Raw genomic sequence first — 20,010 nt, 5'->3', positions numbered from 1 at the left:
ATAGGGTTCTAGCGGAAAGCAGCAGGCAAGCCATTGATTTTAAAGATATCACAACCCCAGAGCAAACGGGAGAGCCAGCTTCGTTGATACCAATTGGTACCCGATTTCGGGTGGGCGAGGCAAGGAGACGCATGTGATCTCATTCCAAAATCCATCAATAGAGGAATTTGTGGAGCGGAAGGTATTGTTTGATCCTTACGCATTGGCGTCGGTTGCCAAAGCAGTTGCGACAGTCAGTCAGGCAAGGACGGTTCTCAAGAGCGTTCAGAATTCAAATCATGACTCGGCTTCGATGGGACTTTGGGCAACTCTGCGAGAGAAAGGCAAGTCGTTCAACGGCAAGCCTAATGGCAGGCTACGGCGCATTATTTTTGGATCTTTGAAAACGCCAAGGACATATTGGTCGCGACATAGACCTGCCGCTGCCGAGGTGGCCCAGGTTCAATTGGCGATCAAAGGGGCGGCGAGAATAGACGATGAGTACACTCAGCATCTTCGAGAAAAGGTCCTAACGACGCTCGGATGGCAAGCAATTGTCAATGAACTCGCAGCGGACGAGAATGTCGTGTATAGCGTGCTGCAGCTGCAGAAATGGATTGCCGAGGACAGCGGTTGGGTTGGCCACGACAAGATGGCATCCGAGAGATGTTTGCGCGAAGCGGCATTTGGACTGCTCGCAGACCATGAGCTTCCGGTTTCCTGGATCGAAACGGTTGTGGTTCTGTATCGCGCCGTCACGACCGTAAGTTCTGATTTGCCTGACGAGTTGCGCAACCGTTTTCAGCATCTGGCGACACGTTTGGTCGAGATTATTCCGGACATCACGGATGAACCAGACATTGTGCGTGCGGAAGCAGATAGCCTCCGTGAGTTCGGTGAACTGATGTCTTGGCCCGTCGAATCGATGTACGAGAAGTTGGTGGCCGAGGCGAATGCTCTAGAGGGCGATCCCGAGGACGAAGAGGATCAGAATGTTGATCGGTTAGGCAAAAGCGAAAACGCGTCTGATCGTTTCGATATCGATGGCCTATTTGAGGGGCTGCTAGACCGATGTTAGCCCGAGAAGCCACTAAGCCTCACAGCAGTGGCAGATGACGCGAGATGAGAGCTTGGGTTACATCGATTGAGCGGTGGAGCAGGGTCCGTGTTAGCTGGTAGCGGGTGCACGGCCCGAGGCGCGGGGCGTGACACCGGGATCACGTCTAGCCGCTGATCCAAACAGCAAGTTGCAAACCCCGATCCCGAATTAACCATTCGGGGCGATCGCTTTTGTGGAGCGTCGGCTTTTGCGATCCGTACCAGATCGCAGACGTTGAGGGTGACGTTCGCTTCGCGACAGCGGTGGGCAACGACGCTCGCGAACTCTAAGGCAGCAATGGGTCGGCTGCTGTCACTGAGACAAAGACCGGACAGCGCTTGCGCTGACTTCTTTGGCTTCGCCGGTTCGCCCTCCGACCCTTCTCCGTGCGGCGCTGAGCGCATCGCAACGCGGTGAAGACTTCGGTGCACGATCTCCGGTTCGCGGCTGCTGGGCCTTGTTGCCGCAGATCGGTCACCTGGAAGTGACTGTTCTCAAGTTGAGCCACTGACGCGCGCTCCAACCTTGCTTCCCGTTCCTGTCGGTCATGACGGAACAGACGATCACCCCCATGGGCGTCTCCGCCCCGCTCAGGCAATGATGCGGGCGCGATGCTCGCTCGGGCTGATGCCGCGCACCCGCTTGAAGGCGCTGCTCAGCGCATAGGGGGTGCTGTAGCCAACGGCGGTGGCCACCGAGCCCACCGTCGCCTTCGGCGCGCCGAGCAGATCCGCGGCGAGCGCGAGGCGCCATTCAGTGAGGAAGGTCATGGGCGGCTGGCCGACCACCGCCTGGAAGCGCCGCGCGAGGGCGGCCCGCGAGACCCCGAGCCGCTGCGCAAGGCTGGCCAGCGTCCAGGGCTGCGCCGGGGCTTCGTGCAGCAACTGCAAGGCACGGCCCACCACCGGATCGGCCTGCGGCGGTAATGCCCCGGAGGCGGCAGGCCCGGCCCCGTCGAACCAGCTGCGCAGCACTGCCGTTAGCAGCAGATCCGGCAGGCGGTCGAGTACGGCGGCCTGACCGGGTCGGTCCTCGCCCATCTCGTCGCACAGCAGCGCGATCAAGGGCGAGCGCCATTGCTCCTGCGTCAGCGATAGGAGCGGCGGCAGCGCCTGGCGCAGCCGCGCACTGATGTCGCCCGTCGCCTCATAGGCCACCACCAGCATCAGCGTCTCGCCCTCGGGATCATTGCCCCAGGTCCTGATGCCGAGCGTCATTTGCTCCGACAGGGATTCGCCTTCCGGCGAGCGGCAATGCTGGCCCGGATGGATCACCACTGTGGTCGGCGTGCCCGGATCGTCGGCGACGCTGTAGTGGTCGGGACCGCGGGTCACCGCCACGTCGCCCACACCCAGCCGCACGGGCGCCCCTGCATCGGGCATCACCCAGGCGTGACCGCGCACCACGGCCAGCAGGGTCAGCGGTGACTCGGCCAGGACCCGCAGCGACCAGGGGGGCGACAGGCTGGCCCGCAGCGCGAAGGCATCGCGGGCGCGTGGGCCGCCGAGCAAGCTGGTAAAGGCATCCATGTCCGCAAGCTTAGACGATGGCGTATGACGCTGAGCGGCTGAGCCATGGGCCAAGCGTGCCGCGGCGTCCAGACTTGTCTCCAACAGAGGCTGCTTCGATCAACCCTCAGAGGAGACCACCCGTGACCACGCACGCAACCGCCGCCCAGACTGGAACGACACTCGTCATTGGCGCGAACGGCAAGACTGGACGCTGCGTCACCGAGCGGCTCATCGCCGCCGGGATGCGCGTGCGTCCCGCCTCGCGCTCGGCCGAGACCCGCTTCGATTGGGAGGGCCCGGAGACCTGGGAGCCGGCTCTCAGCGGTGTCTCAGCGGCCTACATCACCTTCCACCCCGACCTGGCGCTGCCCGGCGCCGCCGAGACCGTCGGTGCCTTCGCCGATTTTGCGGTCGCACGCGGGGTGCGCCGCCTGATCCTGCTCTCCGGACGCGGCGAGGCCGGCGCCCAGGTGGCCGAGCGGCGCGTCCAAACCTCGGGCGCGGACTGCACGATCGTGCGCTGCGCCTTCTTCAATCAGAACTTCGAGGACCTGCTCCTCGGCGCGGTGCGCCAAGGGGTGCTCGCCATGCCGGGCGAGGAAACGCTGGAGCCCTTCGTCGATGCCGAAGACATCGCCGACGTGGTCTTTGCGGCCCTGACGGACGATCGCCATCTCGGCCAGCTCTACGAGCTCACCGGCCCGCGTCTGATGTCGCTCGCGGAGGTGGCCGCGGAGATCAGCGCCGCCGTTGGGCGTCCGATTCGCTATGCGCCGGTGCTGCCGGAGGACTTCGCCCAGGCGCTCACCGTGGAGGGTCTTCCTGGGGATGTGAGCGATGCCATCGCCCAACTGGCGGCGCAGGTGCTCGGCGGTCGCAACGCCTCGCTCAGCGACGGGGTCGCGCGCGCACTCGGGCGAGCGCCGCGCGATTTTCGAGGCTACGCCCGTGCCACGGCGGCGGCCGGTGTTTGGGATCGGGACGCGGTGGCGGCATGAGTGCCCTTGCCGAGGTCTCGACGGCCCTCTGCGCCCCGAGCCGCGGCCAGGGCGGGCGGCGTCTTCTTCACAGGCGCTGGCTGAGTCCCGTCGCGCGAGCGCGCGGGGACCCCCGAATTCGCAACCGCCGCGCGATCGGGAGGGAAGCAGCGCGTGAAGCCGAGGTGAGGCGCAGCTGGCTCAGCGAGCCGCTCGCGACATCGGTGGCGTCGTGGCGATCAGGGACAGGGGGCGCGCTGCGCGGCGGCGCCTTCCTGCATCGCCTCCGCCACGGCCGAGTAGACCTCGCTCCAGGCGGCCCGGACCTCCGGCGTGAAGTCCTCGCCGAGCGCCTCACTCAGCGACCACAGCAAGGCACTGGCCATCTTGTCGTAGTCGGGGTCGGTGACGCCGTAGCAGGCGTGCTGGGCGCCGAGATCCTCGAGTGCTGGCAGCAGGGCATCGAGGTCGTCGAGCGCATCGACCACCGTATCGAGCATCGCCGCGAACTTGCGGTGCTGCTCGGCCATATCGGCTTGAAACAATGGCTGAGTCTCTGGGTAGAGCGCAAAGAGGCGGTCGTAGAAGTGTCGCGCGGTCGGCTCGGCGAGTGGCTTGATCTTGGCCCAGGAGGCGCGGACGAGGGCGGTCGCTTGCGGGGTCATCGGATGCTCTTCGGGGCTCTGCGGTGTTTCGGCCTTACCAGACCAGGATCAGCGCTGGAAGGCGGACGCTAGCCGGCGGCGGCGCCTGGGGTCAAGGCTGAGCGCGCGCGAGGCGATTGGGCAGGGCTGCGACTCGGGTCGTCCGCCGCTCAGCCGCCGTCAGTGCACAGCCCTCGGTCGCGGGTCCGTCTCAGGGAGTCCAGGTCGCGGTCGCCCCCGGCGCGTGCTCGATCTCACCCGGTCATACGCACCAGTCCGGTGACTACGCCGAGGATCTCGATGTCACCCGGGTCGAGCTCCAGCGGCGCGACCTCAGGATTGGCCGGCTGGAGGCGAATCCGCCCGGCCTCGGCATAGAAGCGCTTGAGCGTGACCTGCCCACCCTGGATCAGAGCGACCACGGTGTCGCCGTTCTCGGCCGTCGGACGCTGCTCAACGACGATGAGGTCGCCATCCTCGATCTGGTCCCCGACCATCGACTGTCCGCGCACCCGCAGCGCGAAGCTCTCCTTGCGCGCCATCGTCGCCGGAACGCAGAGGGTTTCGGGCGCCTCGACGGCCTCGATCGGCTGGCCGGCGCTGACCGAGCCAAGCAACGGCAGATCCACCCCGGCCTCGGTCTCGGAGGGTGCAGCGATCGGCGTCCAGGTCAGATGGGTGCGGCGATTGATCAGGTAGATGGGCGGGATCATAACTCCTCAGGCAGACAGCACCGGCTGTCCCAAGGGCTTGGCCGAAGTCTAGCGATCGGGCGAGGGAGCGGCGACACCTGGGGTGTGGCCTGGGGCGCGGCCGGCAACGGATCGGGCGTCGACCGCGAGCAGTGCGCGCGCCCATCTAGGCCGATCCCGCATGCTTGTCCATCGGAATCGAGCGCATGTTCGGTGTGACCGCCACGCCAACTGGCGCCACCCAAGGCGACCGCTGACGCATGGGTGACGTAGGTGGGGAAGGGCAGGCGTGCCGCGGCGACCGGGCCTGGCGTGGGCGGCGGCGGTGTCGCGCAGCCGCTGACCAGGAGTGCGCCGAGCGCCAGCAGAGAGGACGTACGATTGACCATGCCATCGGACCCGCGTCTGTGTGGCCGATGAGCCTACGCGCCGATGCGCGTTGGCGCCGGCTGAAACGGTGATCCCAACAGTCGCGGGTTTTCTCAGAGCAACGGTAAAGCGCCCATTCACCGTTCTCGCTCGCCCCTCGGGCACCGGCATGCTTGGATACCTGCTTCCGGTGATCCCCCAAGGCCGAAGCGCGCACGACTATGCCCAGCCTCACTGCCCGCTGCCGTGCCGCCTGGCGTGCCTTTCGCGCGACGGGCGATACGGGGACCGTGACCGGGTCTCTGACCTCCGCAAAACGCTCCGATCGCGAGCCCGTTCCGGAGATCCCCCGTTATCCGCCCTTCCTCAAGGGCCTGCCCGTCGCCTCCACCGCCCAGATCCTCGCCACCCAGCGCCCTCTCATCGCCGACCTGCAGGAGGCCTTGGCCTTCCGCGACGCGGACTACCAGACGCTCGTCCTCCCCCTGATCGAGCGCTACGCCGCCTTCGTCCATCTGCTGCCCGCCTCCGAGACCCATCACCATCGTGGTGCGGGTGGGCTCTTCCGGCACGGCCTCGAGGTCGCCTTCCAGGCCGCCCGCGCCAGTCGCGGCCGGCTCTTCGCCCTCGATCGACTCCCGGAGGAGCGGCGCATTCTCGAGCCGCGCTGGCATCTGGCCGCTGCCATCGCCGGGCTGCTGCATGATGTCGGTAAGCCGGTCGCCGATCTCTCGGTGGTGGATCGCAGCGGCACCCACCGCTGGCAGCCGCTCGACGAGACCCTGGTCGAGTGGGCCAGCGCGCACGGCATCGACCGTTACTTCCTGCGCTGGACCACCCAGCGCGTCCATCACGGCCACGAAGGTTTCACCAGCGCCGTGCTTCCCCAACTGCTGACCCGCCCGGTGCGGCTCTGGCTGATGGACCCTGACCCGTTCGTCTGGCTCACCCTCGGCCGGGTGCTGGCCGGGATCGACGGCCAGGCGCTGATCGGTCAACTGATGCGCGAGGCCGATCAGGTGAGCGTTGCCCAGGACCTGCGCGAGAACCGTCTCGACCCGGACGCCCTCTCGCTCGGCGTTCCGATCGAGCGCTATTTGATCGACACCATGCGCACCCTGCTGCGCGACGGGACCTGGACGGTCAACGTGCCCGGGGCGCGGGTGTGGATCTTCCCGCCCAACCAGGTTCATCTGGTCTGGCCGGCCTGCGCCGAAGCCATCGTGCAGCGGCTCGCCAGCGAGCGCATCCCAGGCATCCCGCGCGATCCGGACACCCTGGCGGACATCCTGATCGAGCGTCATCTGGCGCAGGCGCGGCCGCTGGGTGAGGGCGTGCCTGCGGCGCGCTATTGGCGACTGGCCCCGGCCCTGCTGACCCGCGAGCCGCCGGTGGAGCTGAGCTTTCTGCGTCTGACACGCTCGGAGCTGCTCTTTTCGGGAGTCGTGCCGCCGGCCACGCCTTTGGTCGCGGTGCCGTCTGAGTCGGACTCGGCGAGGCTCATCCAAGAAGGTGCGGGTGCCGTGCGGGAAGCGACCGCTCCATCGACGCAGATCCCAGAGGCGCACACCCAGCCCGAAACAGGGGAGGGCGCTTCAACCGAAGGCGCTCCAGACAGCGTGGCCAAGACCGAGACGCCTGCACCGGCCGCGCCCTCCGAGCGCGACCAGGCGCGTGAGTGGCTGAGCCGAGAGGGTCCGGCCGGGGACTTCCTGATCGCCCTCGCCGAGGCTCTCGAGGAGGACCGACTCACGGCCGATACCCACCCGAGCCTGATTCAGGGCAAGGTGTTCTTGCCCTATCCCCAGGGGCTGGCCGGCTGGGAAAAGCCAGTCGCCGAGGTCCTCGACGCCTTTGTCGCTCGCGACTGGATCGAGCGCGACCCGCTGCGCCCGCTGCTCAAGGTCCGCGACCACGCCGGCGTCTCCGGCGTCTGGCTGACCCGTGGCGTGTCGCGGCGGTTGGTCGCCTTGGGGCTGGGCGCTTCCGCGGTCGCCTCGCCTCCGCCTGAGCCACGCCTGTCCGAGCCGGACGCCCATGAGGCGCCCGTCGCTGCGGCGCTTGCGTCCCAGACGGACACGCCGGCACGCCCACCCCTGAGCGCGACCGACTACGCCCGCACCATCCGCCAACGTCTCCTCGCTCGCGATCCAACGCTGGGCTCCATCACCGAGCGCCCCGGTGCCCTCTCCATTGCCTTGCGCGGTCCCATCCTCGACGGCGCCCGCCGCGCCAGCCTTTCCGAGACCGCCCTGCGCCGCGCCCTCGAGCGGCTGCCGAATGCGCGTCCGATCGAGAAGGGCATCCTGACCCTTGGCCTATAACCCACCCTGGCGGCCCAACTTCGAGCTGGCGGCGCTCGCGACCTGGCTGGGTATCGGGCTGCTCGCGGCCTGTCTCTGCGATCTCTGGCCGCTGCATCAGCGACCCTTTCAAGTCATTTCGGTGCTCGCCATTCTGCTCGGCCTGCGCTGGCTGCCCGCGGCCCTGCGTCCCAGCCAGCGCCGGGCGCGCCTCGCCGGACAGCCACTCGCCTTCCTGGCACCGGAGCGCCTGGCCCGCGAGTGCGCACGCCGCCCCGCGGACCTCTGGCTCGGCTGGGGCTTCGACTGGAACGCCGAGCATGCCCAGCTCGCCCTGGATCTGATCCGGGTCGGCCCCGAGCGGATCGTGCCAGCCCATCCGGAGCTGGGTGCCCATTGGCTGCATGGACTGAACGCTCGCGAGGCCCCGGTCTGGCTGCCCGTGGCGCACAGCGCGGGACATCTGCTGATCGTGGGCACCACCGGGTCGGGCAAGACCCGTCTGCTCGAGCTGCTGGTCGCCCAGGCCGTTACGCGCGGCGAGGCGGTGGTGATCCTCGATCCCAAGGGCGACCGGGAGCTGCAGGCCTCCGCCCGGCGCGCCTGCATGCGACAGGGCGAGCCGCAGCGCTTCGTGAGCTTCCATCCGGCCTTCCCGGATCGCAGTCACCGTATCGATCCCCTCTACAGCTTCAACCGCGCCACCGAGCTGGCCAGCCGCATCGCCGCCATCATGCCGAGCGTCACCGGCAACGACCCCTTCAAGAGCTTTGCCCAGATGGCGCTCTCGCATGTCATCGGCGGGCTGATTACCGCCGGCGAGCGGCCCAATCTGGTCAACCTGCGCCGCTATCTCGAGGGTGGGGTCGAGAGCCTGCTGGTGCGGGTGCTCAGGCGCGTCTTCGATGCGCAGATCCCCGGTTGGGAGGGACGTGCGGCGCGCTATCTGGGCAAGGCTCATGACGCCACCGCCAAGGCGCGCGGCCTGGTGCGCTTCTACCAGGAGGTCCGCACCCAGCATCCGTCGACGGTGATCGACGGGCTGGTCTCACTCTTCGAGCACGACCGGGTGCATTTCTCGAAGATGGTCGCGAGCCTGCTGCCGGTGCTCAACATGCTCACCGCTGGCGCGTTGGGGCCGCTGCTCTCGCCGGACAGCGATGATCCCGCGGACCCGCGTCCCATCACGGCGATGGCCCGGATCATCGAGCGCGCCCAGGTCGCCTACATCGGACTGGATGCACTCTCCGACGGCATGGTCGGGGCCGCCATCGGCTCTATCCTCATCGCCGACTTGGCCGCCGTGGCCGGCGATCGCTACAACTACAGCGTCCAGCACCGCCCGGTGAATGTCTTCGTCGACGAGGCCGCCGAGATCGTCAACGATCCCCTGATCCAACTGCTGAACAAGGGCCGCGGCGCGGGGCTGCGGCTGACCATCGCTACCCAGACCTTCGCCGACTTTGCCGCCCGCACCGGCAGCGCGGCCAAGGCGCGTCAGGTGCTCGGCAACCTCAACACCCTCATTGCACTCCGCGTCCTCGATAGCGAGACCCAGGAGTACGTCACCGCCAGTCTGCCCAAGGCCCGGCTCAAGACCCTGATCCACACCCAGGCCACCTCCACCCAGCGCAACCCGCTGCTGCACTCGGGCAACGTCGGTCAACAACTGCGCGAGGAGGTGAGCGAGCTGTTCCAGCCGGCGCTGCTCGGGATGCTGCCGAACCTCCACTACATCGCCAGGCTGGCCGGCGGGCGCATCGTCAAGGGGCGGCTGCCGATTCTGGGCGCGTCCAGCGGGTCGCCGCCGGTGTCGGACGGATACCAGGCGGGGAGGGGAACTCACGGGCTCGACGCGCAGGGGTTGGGCGACTGAGCATGCCCGATCCTGGCGAGGCGCGGAGACCGGTCGGCGCGGGTGGGCTCGTCTTCGTGCTCGTCCTGCTCGCGATGGTCATCCTGATCCTGTTGTGGGTGCCGACGGCGTGGCTGGAGCGGGTCGCGACGGTCGAGCGGGCCTGGGCTCGGCAGGCGCTCGGGGCGCGGAGTGCAGCGGCGGTGGTGGAGCTGGCGCAGCGGTGGTCAGCCGCGCCGCTGGATGTGCTTCCAAGGGGGCCTGAGAAGCTGGGGACCGGAAGCGCGGTCGCCGCGCTCACGGATGGTCTGAGCCCGGCTTGGCTTGCCGATCGGAAGAAGGCTGCGGCCCGGCTGGTCGAGCTCGTCTGTCTGCGCGTCGCCCTGCTCACGGCTTGGGGGCCGGCGCTCGGGCTGCTCCTCATCGTCGGCGTGCTCGACGGCCACTGGCGCTGGCGGATTCGTCAGCTTGGCTTCGACTATCCCAGCCCTGTGGCCCGCCAGGTGAGTCAGGCCGGTTTGGCGCTGGTGATGAGCGGCCTGCTGTTGGCCCTATTGCTTCCGCTGCCGCTGCATCCCTGCGAGATTCCGCTCTTGGCCCTGATCGCGGTGCGGCTGATCGGGACAGGTATCACGCATCTGCCCAAGCAGTTGTGAGTCAGGATTGTTCGCGCTCGCCTGATTTCGAACTCCACGCTCTGCGTCGTGCCCGATGGGTTGTTATCTGATTTCGTGGTACGTCCCCGTTTTCCCCGTTCGGCGCTTGGATGAGCTGAGCTTGGTTAATAATCAGGAAACAGTATCATTCGCTCGGCGTCGGTGTAGCCCGACACCATGGCCTCGAACCAGAGCATGATGACGTTGATCCCGTGATAGGGCTGGCCGTTGTGCCGCAGCGGGCGGGGATCTTGCCGGCCGCGTGCGCGGCGTTCCAGGGCTGGTGCCAGGGGCGGACGCAAGCCCGATTGGCGGGCGGTGGCCACCTGCTCTATCGTCTTCCTGTCTTACGGAGCCACTCCACGATTCCCGCGAAGTCCCGGCCGCTGATCGTCGGCTCGGCCACCATGAAATCCCGCGCGCCCGTCGTAAAGCTCGATGTGGTGACCAGAACCCCCTTGGATGCCCTGGTCGGCCCGTGCGTAATGGTGCCGAGGAGGGTCCGCAAGGTCTCCGGCCCGATCTTGTTGTCCGGGCCGTAGCGCTTGCACTCGAACGCCATCAGGATCGGCACCCCGGCGGTGTAGACGGTCGCAATCACATCACGCCCCCCGTCGCCGGAACGCGGCGTCAGCACTATATCCTCGAATCCAAGACGGGAGAGCAACTCCGCGATCAGCTCCTCGAATTGGTGCGGCTCCAATCCGTGCATCACCTCCGGCGATTGCCGGATGGCATCGAAAAGCTGGATGGGCAGAAACCTGACCTGTATGAGCCGAGAGTGCAGCTCTTCCGGAGGCTTAATGTCCTGCTTTTCCTCTACGGTCTCATATTCCTCGTCCGGGTAAGCTTCGGGATCGAACAGCGCAAACGGGAAGGAACCGGCGACATGGTCCAGCGCCTGCCGCCGGATGGCGTCCACGGAATCCTGAAGCATCTCGTAGGTGCTTCCCAAGGACGCCAGCTCTGGAAACGGCCCATGGATACTCGACGATAACGCTGCCTCCAGAGACGAGCGGCCATGAACCATGTCCAGCCATTCCTGCGGCAGCCTGTTCTCCAGCAGGTCGCGCGTTGCTTCCTGCTCCTGCATTATCTCGTTGATCCGATCTGTCAGCGGATCGGTCAAGGCGTCCCAAGGCGCAGCGGTCGTGGCACCGGCCATCGCGGCAAGACGTTCGAGGCTCTCAGTTTCATTAAAGCCCAGGAGCGAAGCGCTGCGCTCAGCCTCCTGCTCAAGGATTTCCAGCGACGTTGGTCTTTTCAATTAGCGGCACTCGGGAAGGCTCAGAAGGTTGTTGGGATGCTCACCATCGTTCTGGGTCTTGAGATACTTGTTTCCATAGGCGCTCATCGCAACAACGACCCATACACTATGGCCTCCGACACTAACCCAGAACCTCCACTTTCCTGATTCGACTCCCTCAATCGCCTGTTCCTGTGTAAGTTTCCAGGGTGTTCCGTCCTGATTCTTCCCGCCGATATGTGTGATCCGCTCATGAGGATTGTAGCGATCGCTCTTGTTTATGCAGGTTACCTGATGATCTGACATGAAATGCTTCCTGTGTGTATCTCCTCAAGACATGGAAAACGCCATCATTTCCGCTTGCCCCGACCCGTATCGCCACGGCCGGGATTGGGGATGCTCTCGCGCTGTGTGGTCGCCGGATGGCGCTTGGCGTACTTCTCGGTCGTGAACCGGCCGGTGCGGGAGTCGCGGTGGCCGGGATGGCTGTTCTTGGAAGCCATAGGAAATCACCCTTCGATTTGTGTGTACGACACAGTATATGCGCAACTCTCAGCAAGTCAACCACAACATATTGTGCATCTATTCTGTCAATGCGACCTGACAGGTGACTGTCTGAGCATGTCAAGAAGAATATTCCAAACCTTTTACTAGGCTAATGACTTCGCTTAAACCGTCCTTAAACGTCCTTTTAAGTGTCAATCAATGAACTCTTGGCTTCACACGCGGATCGCGCTATGACAAGGGAGAGAGACGTCTTACGGAAAGGAACCATGAACGGATGCTGCAAACGGAGTTCAATTTCCGCGCGCTGATGGTCAAGGAGGAGAACGGCCGCTACCGGATGGCCACGGGCGAGGAGATCATCGAGGCCGCCATGCGGGAGATGGACCGGCGCATGGCGCGGGGCGCACCGCTCATCAGCCCGGAGGCCGCGCGGGATTTCCTGAAAGTGAAGCTCGGACACCGGGAGTGCGAGGTCTTCTGCGCACTGTGGCTCGAAACCGCCACCGCGTCATTGCCTTCGAGTAGCTGTTCCGGGGGACCATCGACGGGGCCAGCGTCCACCCGCGCGAGGTGGTCAAGTCCGTCATCCACTTCAACGCCGCCGCCTGCATCCTGGCCCACAACCACCCCTCGGGCGTCGCCGAGCCCTCCCAGTCCGACATGGCTAGGGCGTGCAAACCGTGCGGAAAGTCTCGCTAAGGAAATCGATCTATTTCAATGGCTTGCGATTTCTGATCAGTGTTTTTCTGAGTTATATCAGGAGCTTGCTGCTCGAAAACGCGATGGCGCTCGGTGAGAGACGTCCTCTGGAGCACCGCGAATCCGCTACGGCCCTTGATGCAGACGCGCGGCTTTGGGGAGCAGTCGCTCCTGATACCGGCTCAGCGGAAAATCGAATTGCCCACGGAAAGTGACCCCTTCGAAATGCGCAGGACCAATGTGTCGGAGGATATCGCGCTCGATGCGACGCCCCTCGTCGTGTTTCCAGCGATCGAGGACGCCTTGCATGTGATGCGTCATCCAGGCCATCGTGATGTTGCTCAGCAAGGTCAGTGAGCCGGAGATGGCGGAGAGTTCTTCGCGCCGGCGACCGCGGGCTGCAGGAATGTTTCCGTAGTGGATGGCACGCAAGAGTCGATGCGTCGCCTCCCCGCGATCGAGGACGCGCAGCAACTCGCGCCGGAAGGGCTCATTGCTGACGAAGTCGCAGAGAAAGATGCTCAGAAACAGGCGGCCTAATGCACTGCCACACGCGTGAATGGGATCGGCGCGCGAGTCCGCGCCAAAGCGCTCCAGTGCCAGTAAGTCTGAGAGCGTCCCGGCCTCCACGGAGGCGACAAGCCGCGAGAACTCGTCCCAGCCGGCGCTAATCGGCTCCATCGAGATGTCCCGCACAATGACCGGCTCAAGCGGGCGGCGGGTCCAGTTCTTGCGTCGTTGCAATCCGTCCCGCACAACGCGTCCCTCGGTCGGCGTGGATACCGACGAAAGAACGCGGGCGTTCGTGGGAACGACCAATGATCTCACGCCGCCTCGCGCGGGATCACCTCGCGCTCGATCGCCGCGCGCGATTCCAGTTCCGCGCGACGCAGATCGAAGCTAGATTGTAGGTTCAGCCAGGACTGCGCATCGCCGCCGAAGTAGCGGGCCAGGCGCAGCGCAGTATCGGGCGAGATGGCGCGGCGCTCCTTGACGATCTCATGCAGTCGCGTCGCCGGCACGCGTAGTGCCACGGCCAGGGCGTTCACGCTCATGCCCAAAGGGGCGAGAAAGTCCTCGCGCAGAATTTCACCCGGATGCACCGGGCGCATGGCGTTGGTGGGTGTCATGGTTGGATCTCCTCAGTGGTAGTCCACGATCTCGACATCGAACGCATCGCCGTCTCGCCAGACGAAGCACAGCCGCCACTGCTCGTTGATGCGGATGCTGTGCTGTCCCGCGCGGTCACCGCTCAGCGCTTCCAGGCGATTTCCGGGCGGGCTGCGAAGGAAGTCGAGTGTCGTCGCCGCATGCAGTTGGGTGAGCTTGCGCTCAGCGACCGACTGGAACGCTCGGAACTGGCGCGGCGACTCGCCGGCAAACAGCTTCGCGGTGGCTTTGCAGCGAAACGACTTGATCATGAGGTGGATAGTGTTCCGCGCAGCGTAATACGTCAAGCGGATTCCACGTTGCTTGGCCTCCTCAAGGTCTCCGCTCTTGGAGACCTGCCGGCCGCTGGTTGCACACGGACCACTGAGCGACAGTGGGAGTAGATCGAGAATCGCGCGATCTGCTCTGTTCCCTCACCGCGCCCCGCCGTCTCCAGTGCGCTCATTCGGTCCTCTTGCGCGCCGCCCCTGATCCCGTGACGCTCCTGCCCACTGCCCACTGCCCACTGCCCACTGCCCACTGCCCACTGCCCACTGCCCACTGCCCACTGCCGAAAGAACGGTACCTGCCCGGATCACCGTTGTTTGCTGACGCCGCTCGCGAAAGGCGGCATCGTTTCGCGCACCACAGCGACTGTCCCGACCGGAGCGCGCGACCCCGATGTCCACCCTGGAGCTGCCCCGTCACGTCGATGATCCGCCGAACCTGCTGTTCTGGCGCATCGACGATGTCACGCCCTTCTTCCTGGTCCTGGTGATCGGCATCCTGGTCAATCAGCCGCTGATCTTCATCCTGCTCGGCCTGGTGAGCGTGCGCCTCTACGGCCGCTTCCGCGAGAGCCGTGCCGACGGCTATGCCCTGCACGCGCTCTACTGGATCGGCCTCATGCCGATGGGGCATCGCACCACGCCCAATCCATTCGTGCGGCGCTATCTGCCATGAGGCCGTGGGCATGAACCTGGTGCGCTTCCGCCAGACTTGGCAGCGCCTGGTGACGGAGAACCGCTTCCACCGCGGGGTCTTGATCGCGCTGCTTGCCACCAACCTGCTCAGCCTGATCGCGCTGCTGCAAGCCGAGCGCACCGTCGTCCTGGTGCCGCCGATCCTCGAGAGCCAGGTCAATGTCGCGCGTGCCTCGGCGAGCCAGGAGGTCAAGGAGGCCTGGGGCCTCTTCGTCACCGAGCTGCTCGGCAACGTCACCCCGACCAATGCGCCCTTCTTGCGCCAGACCTTGGAGCCGCTGCTGAGCCCGAATCTGCGCCGCGCCGTCGCCGCGATCCTCGACGACCAGGTCGAGGCGCTCCAGCGCGACCGGGTGAGCGTGCGCTTCGCCCCCGAGCTGGTCCAGTACGAGGCCGCCAGCGATCGGGTGCGCATCAGCGGCAAGCAGGTCATCACCGGTCCCGGCGCCGACCCAGTGACACGACCGCGGACCTACGAGGTCCAGGTCGCCTTCCGCCACTACCGCCCGCTCATCACGCACCTGGACGCCTATCAGGATGCGCGTGAGCGCCAGGGGCGCGGAGCGGACCCAGCCGGTGCGACCGTCTCGGCGCCTACCGCTCCGTGACCGCTCATTCAGCGGATAGACCAAGGACCCAAGCCATGACGCGCTGCCGCTTGTTTCGCTTCGCACTCCATCGACGGGTGACGACCCTCGTCCTGGCGCTGGGTAGTGTCAATGCTGTCCTGGCCCAGCCCGAGGACCCGGGCATCGCGCTGCCGCCGATCCCGGACGCTGTGCTGGCCGGTGAGCGAACCCTGCGCCCGGAAGATGTTGGCGGGCGCTTCCTGCGGGTGAAGGCCGAGCCGTCTACGCAGACGCCGGCCTACCTCGAGGTCGGTCCCATGACGGTGCAGGCGACCATCGGCGTCAACCTCATCCTCGAGATCGCTGTCGATCATCTCAACCGCCTCCTCACCCCCTTCCCGAATCCGCAGGTGCGCACCGTCTCCGACGCCAGCACCAGCGTCGACGGCTCGGCGATCTATGTCGCGACCGCGAGCGAGGCGCCGGTGACCCTCTTCGTGAGCGATGCCTCGGACCCCAATCACGCCCTGTCCCTGACGCTCGCCCCGCGGCGCATCCCGCCGCGCGAGATCCGCTTGGTCCTGACCGATCCGCTGCCCGACCCGAGCCCGATGGCACCGCCCTCCGCACCGGCCAGCGCCGCCGCACCCGACTACGTCACGGCCCTCACCGAGGCCATGCGCGCCCTGGCGCGCGAGGAGATCCCCGAGGGCTATGGCTTGCGTCAGGCCCGGCGCCAGGAGACGGTGACCTGCGTCCAGCTCGGCCTCGAGACCCGGCGGGGTCAGGTCCTCGAAGGCGGCGACCTCTGGCTAGTCACCGCGCTCGCGCGCAACACCAGCGACGCCGAGCTGGAGATCGAGGAGCGCGCCTGTCATGCCGACCTCGACGGGGACACGGTCGCGGTGGCCGCCTGGCCGCGGGTCTGGCTGGCCCCGGGCGAGCAGGTGGAGCTCTATGTCGCCGTGCGGCGTCCGACGCCGGAGGAGCGCCGCCCGGAGCGTCCGTCGCTGCGCCGCGCGGGAGGCCGCTAGATGCCGGTGATGCCCACCGAAACCTGGGAGCGGCTCTCGCCAGGCCTGCGGCGCTGGCTGCTGATCGGCGCCGTGCTGGGTGCGGTCGCGCTGATCGCGGTGATCGCCCTGGACGAGCCGACCACACCGCGCACCCGCGCCGAGCAGGCCCGTGAGCGCCTCACCCGGCACCTGCTCACGGACGCCGATCCGCGCGCCCTCGGCATCGACGGTCTGGCCAATCGCCTCGCCCAGCTTGAGCGCGAGCTGGCTCAGGCGACCGCCCGCGAGCGTCAGCGCGGCCCCGGCGAGGCGGCCACCCTCAACCGCCAGGTCGAGCAGCTGCGCCAATCCCAGCAGACCGAGATCCAGTCCCTCCAGCAAGAGATCACCCGGCTGCGCGAGGAGCTGGAGGCGCGTCCGACCGTGCCAGCGTCAGCGCCACCAGCGTCGACCAAACCGCCTGAGCCAGTCGCGTCAGAACTGAAGAATCCGCGCTCCGCCAAGCCACCGGCCCTGGACGATCCGGCGCTGTTTGAGCCCAAGGCCGCTTCTCCGCTCAGCACGCTCAGTCCGCGGCCAGCGGCGCAGTCGACGCGGGCCAACGGCCCGCTGACGATTCGCCTGGTCGAGCAGGCATCGGCGACCAAGGCCGCGGCGTCTGCGACCACCCAGCCGGCCGGCGATCCCGCGGACACCGCCATCATGATCCCTGCCGGCAGCCTTCTGCGCGGGGTCCTGCTCTCCGGCATGGACGCCCCGACCGGACGCCAGGCGCGCCGTGACCCCTATCCGGCCCTGGTCCGTTTGAAGCACACCGCCATCCTGCCCAACCGCTTTCAGGCCGATGTGCGTGAGTGCTTCATCACCGTCGCCGGCTATGGCGAGCTCTCGAGCGAACGGGCCTTTCTGCGCACCGAGGTCATCACCTGCGTGCGCCGCGACGGCGGCGTGATTGAAGTCCCGGTCGACGGCTATGCGGTCGGCGAGGACGGCAAGGTCGGGCTACGCGGGCGGCTGGTCTCCAAGCAGGGCCAGGTCATCGCCCGCGCGATGCAGGTCGCCTTTCTGGAAGGGGTCTCCGATGTCTTCAACAAGTCCTCGGTGACGACCATCACCACGACCAGCGACGGAAAGGTGCAGTACCAGGACGTCCTCTCCGTCGACTCGGCGCAGGCCGCGGCCATCACCGGTACCGGCAAGGCGCTCGATCGCCTCGCCCAGTACTACCTCGACATGGCCGAGAACATCTTTCCGGTGATCGAGGTCGACGCCGGGCGTTCGATCGAGGTGATCCTCAATCGTGGGGCGTCCCTGCAACTGGCCCAGACACAGACGCGCCGCGGTGGGCGGCGGGGAGGAGGGCGCTGATGGCGAATCGCACGGACGCTATGGTGAGACGCGCCGTCCTGGCTCTGATCCTGTTGACGGGGCTTTCGTTGGCGATGGCCGGCGGTCCAGACCCGAAGACGCCGGCTGGCGAGCCTGACGACATCGCCCAGCTTATGCAGGGCATCGAGGGGATGCGTCGGCTCCCGGTGTAAGGCGTCCAGATGGTCCAGTCGGGCGAGCGGGTCTTCTTCGTCTCGACGAACGGGCGCTATGCCTTCCTGGGTCCGGCCATCGACCTCTGGCATGGGGAGCGTCTGAGCTCGCTCGCCGACGCCGACCGGCTGATGGGGCGGATCGACCGCACGCGCCTCAAGCTCGATCCCGCTGACCTGGGGGCGCTGGACCTGGGGGAGGGCGCCGAGGAGGTCTGGGTCTTTCTCGATCCCCAGTGTCCGCAGTGCGCCGCGCTGCTCGATCAGCTCCAGGCGCTGTCGCCATCGCAGAGGGCGTCCTATCGCTTTCGCCTCATCCCGCTTGGGGTGCTGGGCAAGGCGTCCGTCAGCACGGTAGTCCGGCTCAACTGTTTGGCCGAGCGGGATGCAGCGGGCGCGATCAAGGCCCTCGTGACGCAGGCGCTCGACGCTTTGCCGGCCGCCGAGGGCACCTGCGGCCAGGGTGCCCTTCAACGTGCCCTGGTCACCGCCCAACTGCTCGGTATCACCCAGGTGCCCTTCCTGATCGCCCCGGACGGACGCCTGCACGCGGGGGCGCCGACCGATCTGCTGGCCTGGCTCACCGGAGACGCACCATGAGCGAACCGATCCTCCCTCGCCTCGGCCGCGCCCGAGGTGTCCTGACCCTGTTGCTCCTGGGCGGCAGCCTGCTGACCAGCGGCTGCGGCTCGCTGGCGATCGGTGAGAAGCGCTTCGGCTGCAAGGGGCATCCGAGCGACCCGCTCTGTCTGCCGGCTTCACGGGTCTACGACCTGACCAATGCGACCGATGCGCTCCAGCCACCCGACTGGGAGCGTGCGCCGGATCGAGAGTCGTCCGGCGAGCTGCCGCGCCGCCCAATCCTGGCCGCGGCGAAGCGGAGCCGCGCTTCGTCCGGGTTCTTTGGTGAGGACGAAGATCTGTTCACCGTCGCAGCGAGTCCGGTGGAGGGTCCGCACGATGATGGCCCGCGCCCCAACGAACCACCTTTGGATGCTCCGTCGATGGTGGCCGAGGACGACCTGCTCCTGCCCCGCTCGCGCGACCCCATCCCGCTGCGGGTGCCTGCGCAGGTCATGCGTCTCTGGCTCGCGCCCTGGGAGGACGAGAACGCCGACCTGCACGCGAGCGGTTACGTCTTCACCGAGATCGCCCCGCGCACCTGGAGCCTCGCCGCCGGGCCGGACCGCTTCTCCAATGCCTTGCTCAAGCCCTTGCAGGTCGAGCAGCGCGTCGTGCCGGGCGGCGGAGACACCTCCGCGCCCCCGCGTCGCCAACCGACGTGCGTCGGCGAGCACTGCCCCTCCGCGACCGGCGAGCCCTGGCGCTCCTTGAATTGATCGAACCGACAGAGGACACCCTGATGATGACGTCTCATGACAGACAGCACCTGGCCGGCCGCATCCTGTTTCTAGTGTTGACTCTTGCCCCCATGATCGCGGCCGCGAGCTCCGGCACCGGTGACACCACCGGCACCGAGTTCCAGGAGGTCTACACACTCCTGACCGGCTGGATGACCGGCCTGCTCGGCAAGGTGATCGCGGTCGCCTTCATCCTGGTCGGTCTGGTCGCCGGCGTCATGCGCCAGTCGATCATGGGCTTCGTGGTTGGCGTCTCGGCCGGGGTCGGGATGCTGGTCGCGCCGAACATCATTAACACCCTCTTCAGCGCGACGCTGCCGCTCGCCTGATCTCTCCTGCGCCTTCACAGCGCCACCGGCCACTCCCGGCCGAGACCGGGCCGGAAACGGCCCACCCCACGGACTCAGAGAGGACCGTCATGTCCCTGTGCTGCCCCTTGCCCGAGACCCGCCACTACCTGTCGGTGCCCAAGGCCCTGTTCGCCGCACTGGCCGAGCTGTCGCCCGAGGCGCGCGATCGCTTCCTCGACCAGGCCCTGACCCGGGTGCAGGGGCGCACCCCAGTGCTGGTGTGCGACGCCAATCGCCGGCTGCTCAAGCCCTGTCACCCGGCACGGGCGCGCGAGCTGCTGCGGCGCAAACGCGCGCGGGTGCTCTCGAGCGATCCGCTCCTGCTGCAGCTGCATCGCGTCGTCGCGCCCGCCCCGGCGACGGGGAAGGCCGATCGCAACGCCTCGGGGCGCGAGGGATGAGCGAGCGCCGCTTCCAGGGCGAGCGGGCCTCTGCACTCTTCCCGACCCTGGCCTGCGACCCCGAGCAGGGCATCTTCCTGCTCGACGATCAGAGCCTCGCCTT

The 20,010-nt window shown here is 66.8% G+C and carries 25 protein-coding genes; 15 read left to right on the top strand and 10 right to left on the bottom strand.

All coding sequences use genetic code 11. The features are described from left to right. Positions 1-133: 133 nt before the first annotated feature. Positions 134-1,057, top strand: coding sequence for a hypothetical protein (locus tag G3446_RS22000; protein ID WP_164455325.1), 924 nt, complete (start codon positions 134-136; stop codon positions 1,055-1,057). A gap of 611 nt (positions 1,058-1,668) precedes the next feature. On the opposite strand, the gene G3446_RS21995 is transcribed toward G3446_RS22000, so the two are convergent. After that, positions 1,669-2,691 carry an AraC family transcriptional regulator gene (locus tag G3446_RS21995; protein ID WP_209262572.1) on the bottom strand — a complete coding sequence of 341 codons (1,023 nt, stop codon included), beginning with the start codon at positions 2,689-2,691 and terminating at the stop codon, positions 1,669-1,671. Between the two features lie 38 nt (positions 2,692-2,729). Between G3446_RS21995 and G3446_RS21990 the strand changes: the two genes are divergently transcribed. Continuing rightward, a complete protein-coding gene (locus tag G3446_RS21990; protein WP_209262571.1) occupies positions 2,730-3,587 on the top strand; it encodes an NmrA family NAD(P)-binding protein in 858 nt (285 codons plus the stop codon). A gap of 218 nt (positions 3,588-3,805) precedes the next feature. Here G3446_RS21990 and G3446_RS21985 read toward each other — a convergent pair whose 3' ends face one another. Both G3446_RS21985 and lexA read right to left on the bottom strand, forming a co-directional pair. After that, complete coding sequence (locus tag G3446_RS21985; protein ID WP_164455318.1) at positions 3,806-4,231, bottom strand: globin domain-containing protein; 426 nt, start codon at positions 4,229-4,231, stop codon at positions 3,806-3,808. Between the two features lie 233 nt (positions 4,232-4,464). Further along, the gene (lexA, locus tag G3446_RS21980) at positions 4,465-4,923 is read right to left on the bottom strand and encodes a transcriptional repressor LexA (RefSeq protein ID WP_164455316.1); all 459 of its coding nucleotides are present in this window, start codon (positions 4,921-4,923) and stop codon (positions 4,465-4,467) included. A gap of 569 nt (positions 4,924-5,492) precedes the next feature. On the opposite strand from lexA, the gene mobH reads away from it, so the two are divergent. From mobH to G3446_RS21960, 3 genes are read left to right on the top strand one after another with little or no spacing between them, the layout of a single operon-like run. Next, entirely contained in the window at positions 5,493-7,595 is a 2,103-nt protein-coding gene (gene mobH / locus G3446_RS21970; RefSeq protein ID WP_164455314.1) for a MobH family relaxase, read from the top strand. Next, on the top strand, positions 7,585-9,450 hold the full coding sequence (traD, locus tag G3446_RS21965; RefSeq protein WP_245232686.1) for a conjugative transfer system coupling protein TraD: 1,866 nt from the start codon (positions 7,585-7,587) through the stop codon (positions 9,448-9,450). The genes mobH and traD overlap by 11 nt, the downstream gene beginning before the upstream one ends. A gap of 2 nt (positions 9,451-9,452) precedes the next feature. Next, positions 9,453-10,085 carry an IncC plasmid conjugative DNA transfer DtrJ family protein gene (locus tag G3446_RS21960; protein ID WP_245232685.1) on the top strand — a complete coding sequence of 211 codons (633 nt, stop codon included), beginning with the start codon at positions 9,453-9,455 and terminating at the stop codon, positions 10,083-10,085. A 125-nt stretch (positions 10,086-10,210) separates the two neighbouring features. Here the strand turns inward: G3446_RS21960 and G3446_RS21955 are convergent, their stop codons facing one another. The 4 genes from G3446_RS21955 to G3446_RS21940 are packed head-to-tail and all read right to left on the bottom strand — an operon-like array spanning position 10,211 to position 11,834. Then, complete coding sequence (locus G3446_RS21955; protein ID WP_209262570.1) at positions 10,211-10,411, bottom strand: ArdC-like ssDNA-binding domain-containing protein; 201 nt, start codon at positions 10,409-10,411, stop codon at positions 10,211-10,213. Positions 10,412-10,416: 5 nt separating this feature from the next. Continuing rightward, positions 10,417-11,352 (bottom strand): restriction endonuclease, encoded by a 936-nt coding sequence (locus G3446_RS21950; protein WP_164455312.1) that lies wholly within the window; start codon positions 11,350-11,352, stop codon positions 10,417-10,419. Beyond that, entirely contained in the window at positions 11,353-11,637 is a 285-nt protein-coding gene (locus G3446_RS21945) for a DUF3892 domain-containing protein (RefSeq protein ID WP_164455310.1), read from the bottom strand. It lies immediately after the preceding gene. A 44-nt stretch (positions 11,638-11,681) separates the two neighbouring features. Further along, positions 11,682-11,834: a multidrug transporter gene (locus G3446_RS21940; RefSeq protein ID WP_164455308.1), complete on the bottom strand. Its 153-nt coding sequence runs from the start codon at positions 11,832-11,834 to the stop codon at positions 11,682-11,684. 278 nt (positions 11,835-12,112) lie between these two features. On the opposite strand from G3446_RS21940, the gene G3446_RS29270 reads away from it, so the two are divergent. Next, positions 12,113-12,634: a hypothetical protein gene (locus G3446_RS29270; RefSeq protein WP_425338420.1), complete on the top strand. Its 522-nt coding sequence runs from the start codon at positions 12,113-12,115 to the stop codon at positions 12,632-12,634. A 29-nt stretch (positions 12,635-12,663) separates the two neighbouring features. Here G3446_RS29270 and G3446_RS21930 read toward each other — a convergent pair whose 3' ends face one another. Genes G3446_RS21930 through G3446_RS21920 form a run of 3 tightly spaced genes read right to left on the bottom strand, consistent with a single transcriptional unit; the run spans position 12,664 to position 13,958 of the window. Continuing rightward, a complete protein-coding gene (locus G3446_RS21930) occupies positions 12,664-13,356 on the bottom strand; it encodes a Tn3 family transposase (protein ID WP_164455306.1) in 693 nt (230 codons plus the stop codon). Between the two features lie 5 nt (positions 13,357-13,361). After that, the gene (locus G3446_RS21925; RefSeq protein WP_425338421.1) at positions 13,362-13,649 is read right to left on the bottom strand and encodes a HigA family addiction module antitoxin; all 288 of its coding nucleotides are present in this window, start codon (positions 13,647-13,649) and stop codon (positions 13,362-13,364) included. Positions 13,650-13,679: 30 nt separating this feature from the next. Beyond that, positions 13,680-13,958, bottom strand: coding sequence for a type II toxin-antitoxin system RelE/ParE family toxin (locus G3446_RS21920; protein ID WP_164455302.1), 279 nt, complete (start codon positions 13,956-13,958; stop codon positions 13,680-13,682). A gap of 409 nt (positions 13,959-14,367) precedes the next feature. On the opposite strand from G3446_RS21920, the gene traL reads away from it, so the two are divergent. From traL to G3446_RS21880, 9 genes are all read left to right on the top strand, one after another. Then, entirely contained in the window at positions 14,368-14,649 is a 282-nt protein-coding gene (gene traL, locus G3446_RS21915; RefSeq protein ID WP_164455300.1) for a type IV conjugative transfer system protein TraL, read from the top strand. Positions 14,650-14,659: 10 nt separating this feature from the next. Further along, complete coding sequence (locus tag G3446_RS21910) at positions 14,660-15,277, top strand: TraE/TraK family type IV conjugative transfer system protein (protein WP_164455298.1); 618 nt, start codon at positions 14,660-14,662, stop codon at positions 15,275-15,277. A gap of 35 nt (positions 15,278-15,312) precedes the next feature. Next, the gene (locus G3446_RS21905; RefSeq protein WP_164455296.1) at positions 15,313-16,272 is read left to right on the top strand and encodes a TraK domain-containing protein; all 960 of its coding nucleotides are present in this window, start codon (positions 15,313-15,315) and stop codon (positions 16,270-16,272) included. A gap of 9 nt (positions 16,273-16,281) precedes the next feature. Continuing rightward, a complete protein-coding gene (locus G3446_RS21900; RefSeq protein ID WP_245232684.1) occupies positions 16,282-17,622 on the top strand; it encodes a TraB/VirB10 family protein in 1,341 nt (446 codons plus the stop codon). Then, complete coding sequence (locus G3446_RS27710; protein ID WP_209262569.1) at positions 17,622-17,795, top strand: hypothetical protein; 174 nt, start codon at positions 17,622-17,624, stop codon at positions 17,793-17,795. Before G3446_RS21900 ends, G3446_RS27710 begins: the two co-directional genes overlap by 1 nt. Positions 17,796-17,804: 9 nt before the next feature. After that, positions 17,805-18,395, top strand: coding sequence for a thioredoxin domain-containing protein (locus G3446_RS21895; protein WP_209262568.1), 591 nt, complete (start codon positions 17,805-17,807; stop codon positions 18,393-18,395). Continuing rightward, on the top strand, positions 18,392-19,135 hold the full coding sequence (locus G3446_RS21890) for a TraV family lipoprotein (RefSeq protein ID WP_164455293.1): 744 nt from the start codon (positions 18,392-18,394) through the stop codon (positions 19,133-19,135). The genes G3446_RS21895 and G3446_RS21890 overlap by 4 nt, the downstream gene beginning before the upstream one ends. Positions 19,136-19,158: 23 nt before the next feature. Then, positions 19,159-19,485: a TraA family conjugative transfer protein gene (traA, locus tag G3446_RS21885; protein WP_164455291.1), complete on the top strand. Its 327-nt coding sequence runs from the start codon at positions 19,159-19,161 to the stop codon at positions 19,483-19,485. Positions 19,486-19,574: 89 nt separating this feature from the next. After that, positions 19,575-19,907, top strand: coding sequence for an RRXRR domain-containing protein (locus G3446_RS21880; RefSeq protein ID WP_164455289.1), 333 nt, complete (start codon positions 19,575-19,577; stop codon positions 19,905-19,907). The last annotated feature ends 103 nt before the right edge of the window (positions 19,908-20,010 follow it).

The sequence above is a fragment of the Thiorhodococcus minor genome (assembly GCF_010820565.1).
In the GTDB taxonomy this organism is placed as follows: domain Bacteria; phylum Pseudomonadota; class Gammaproteobacteria; order Chromatiales; family Chromatiaceae; genus Thiorhodococcus; species Thiorhodococcus minor.
This window is presented reverse-complemented; position numbering and strand designations above follow the sequence as displayed.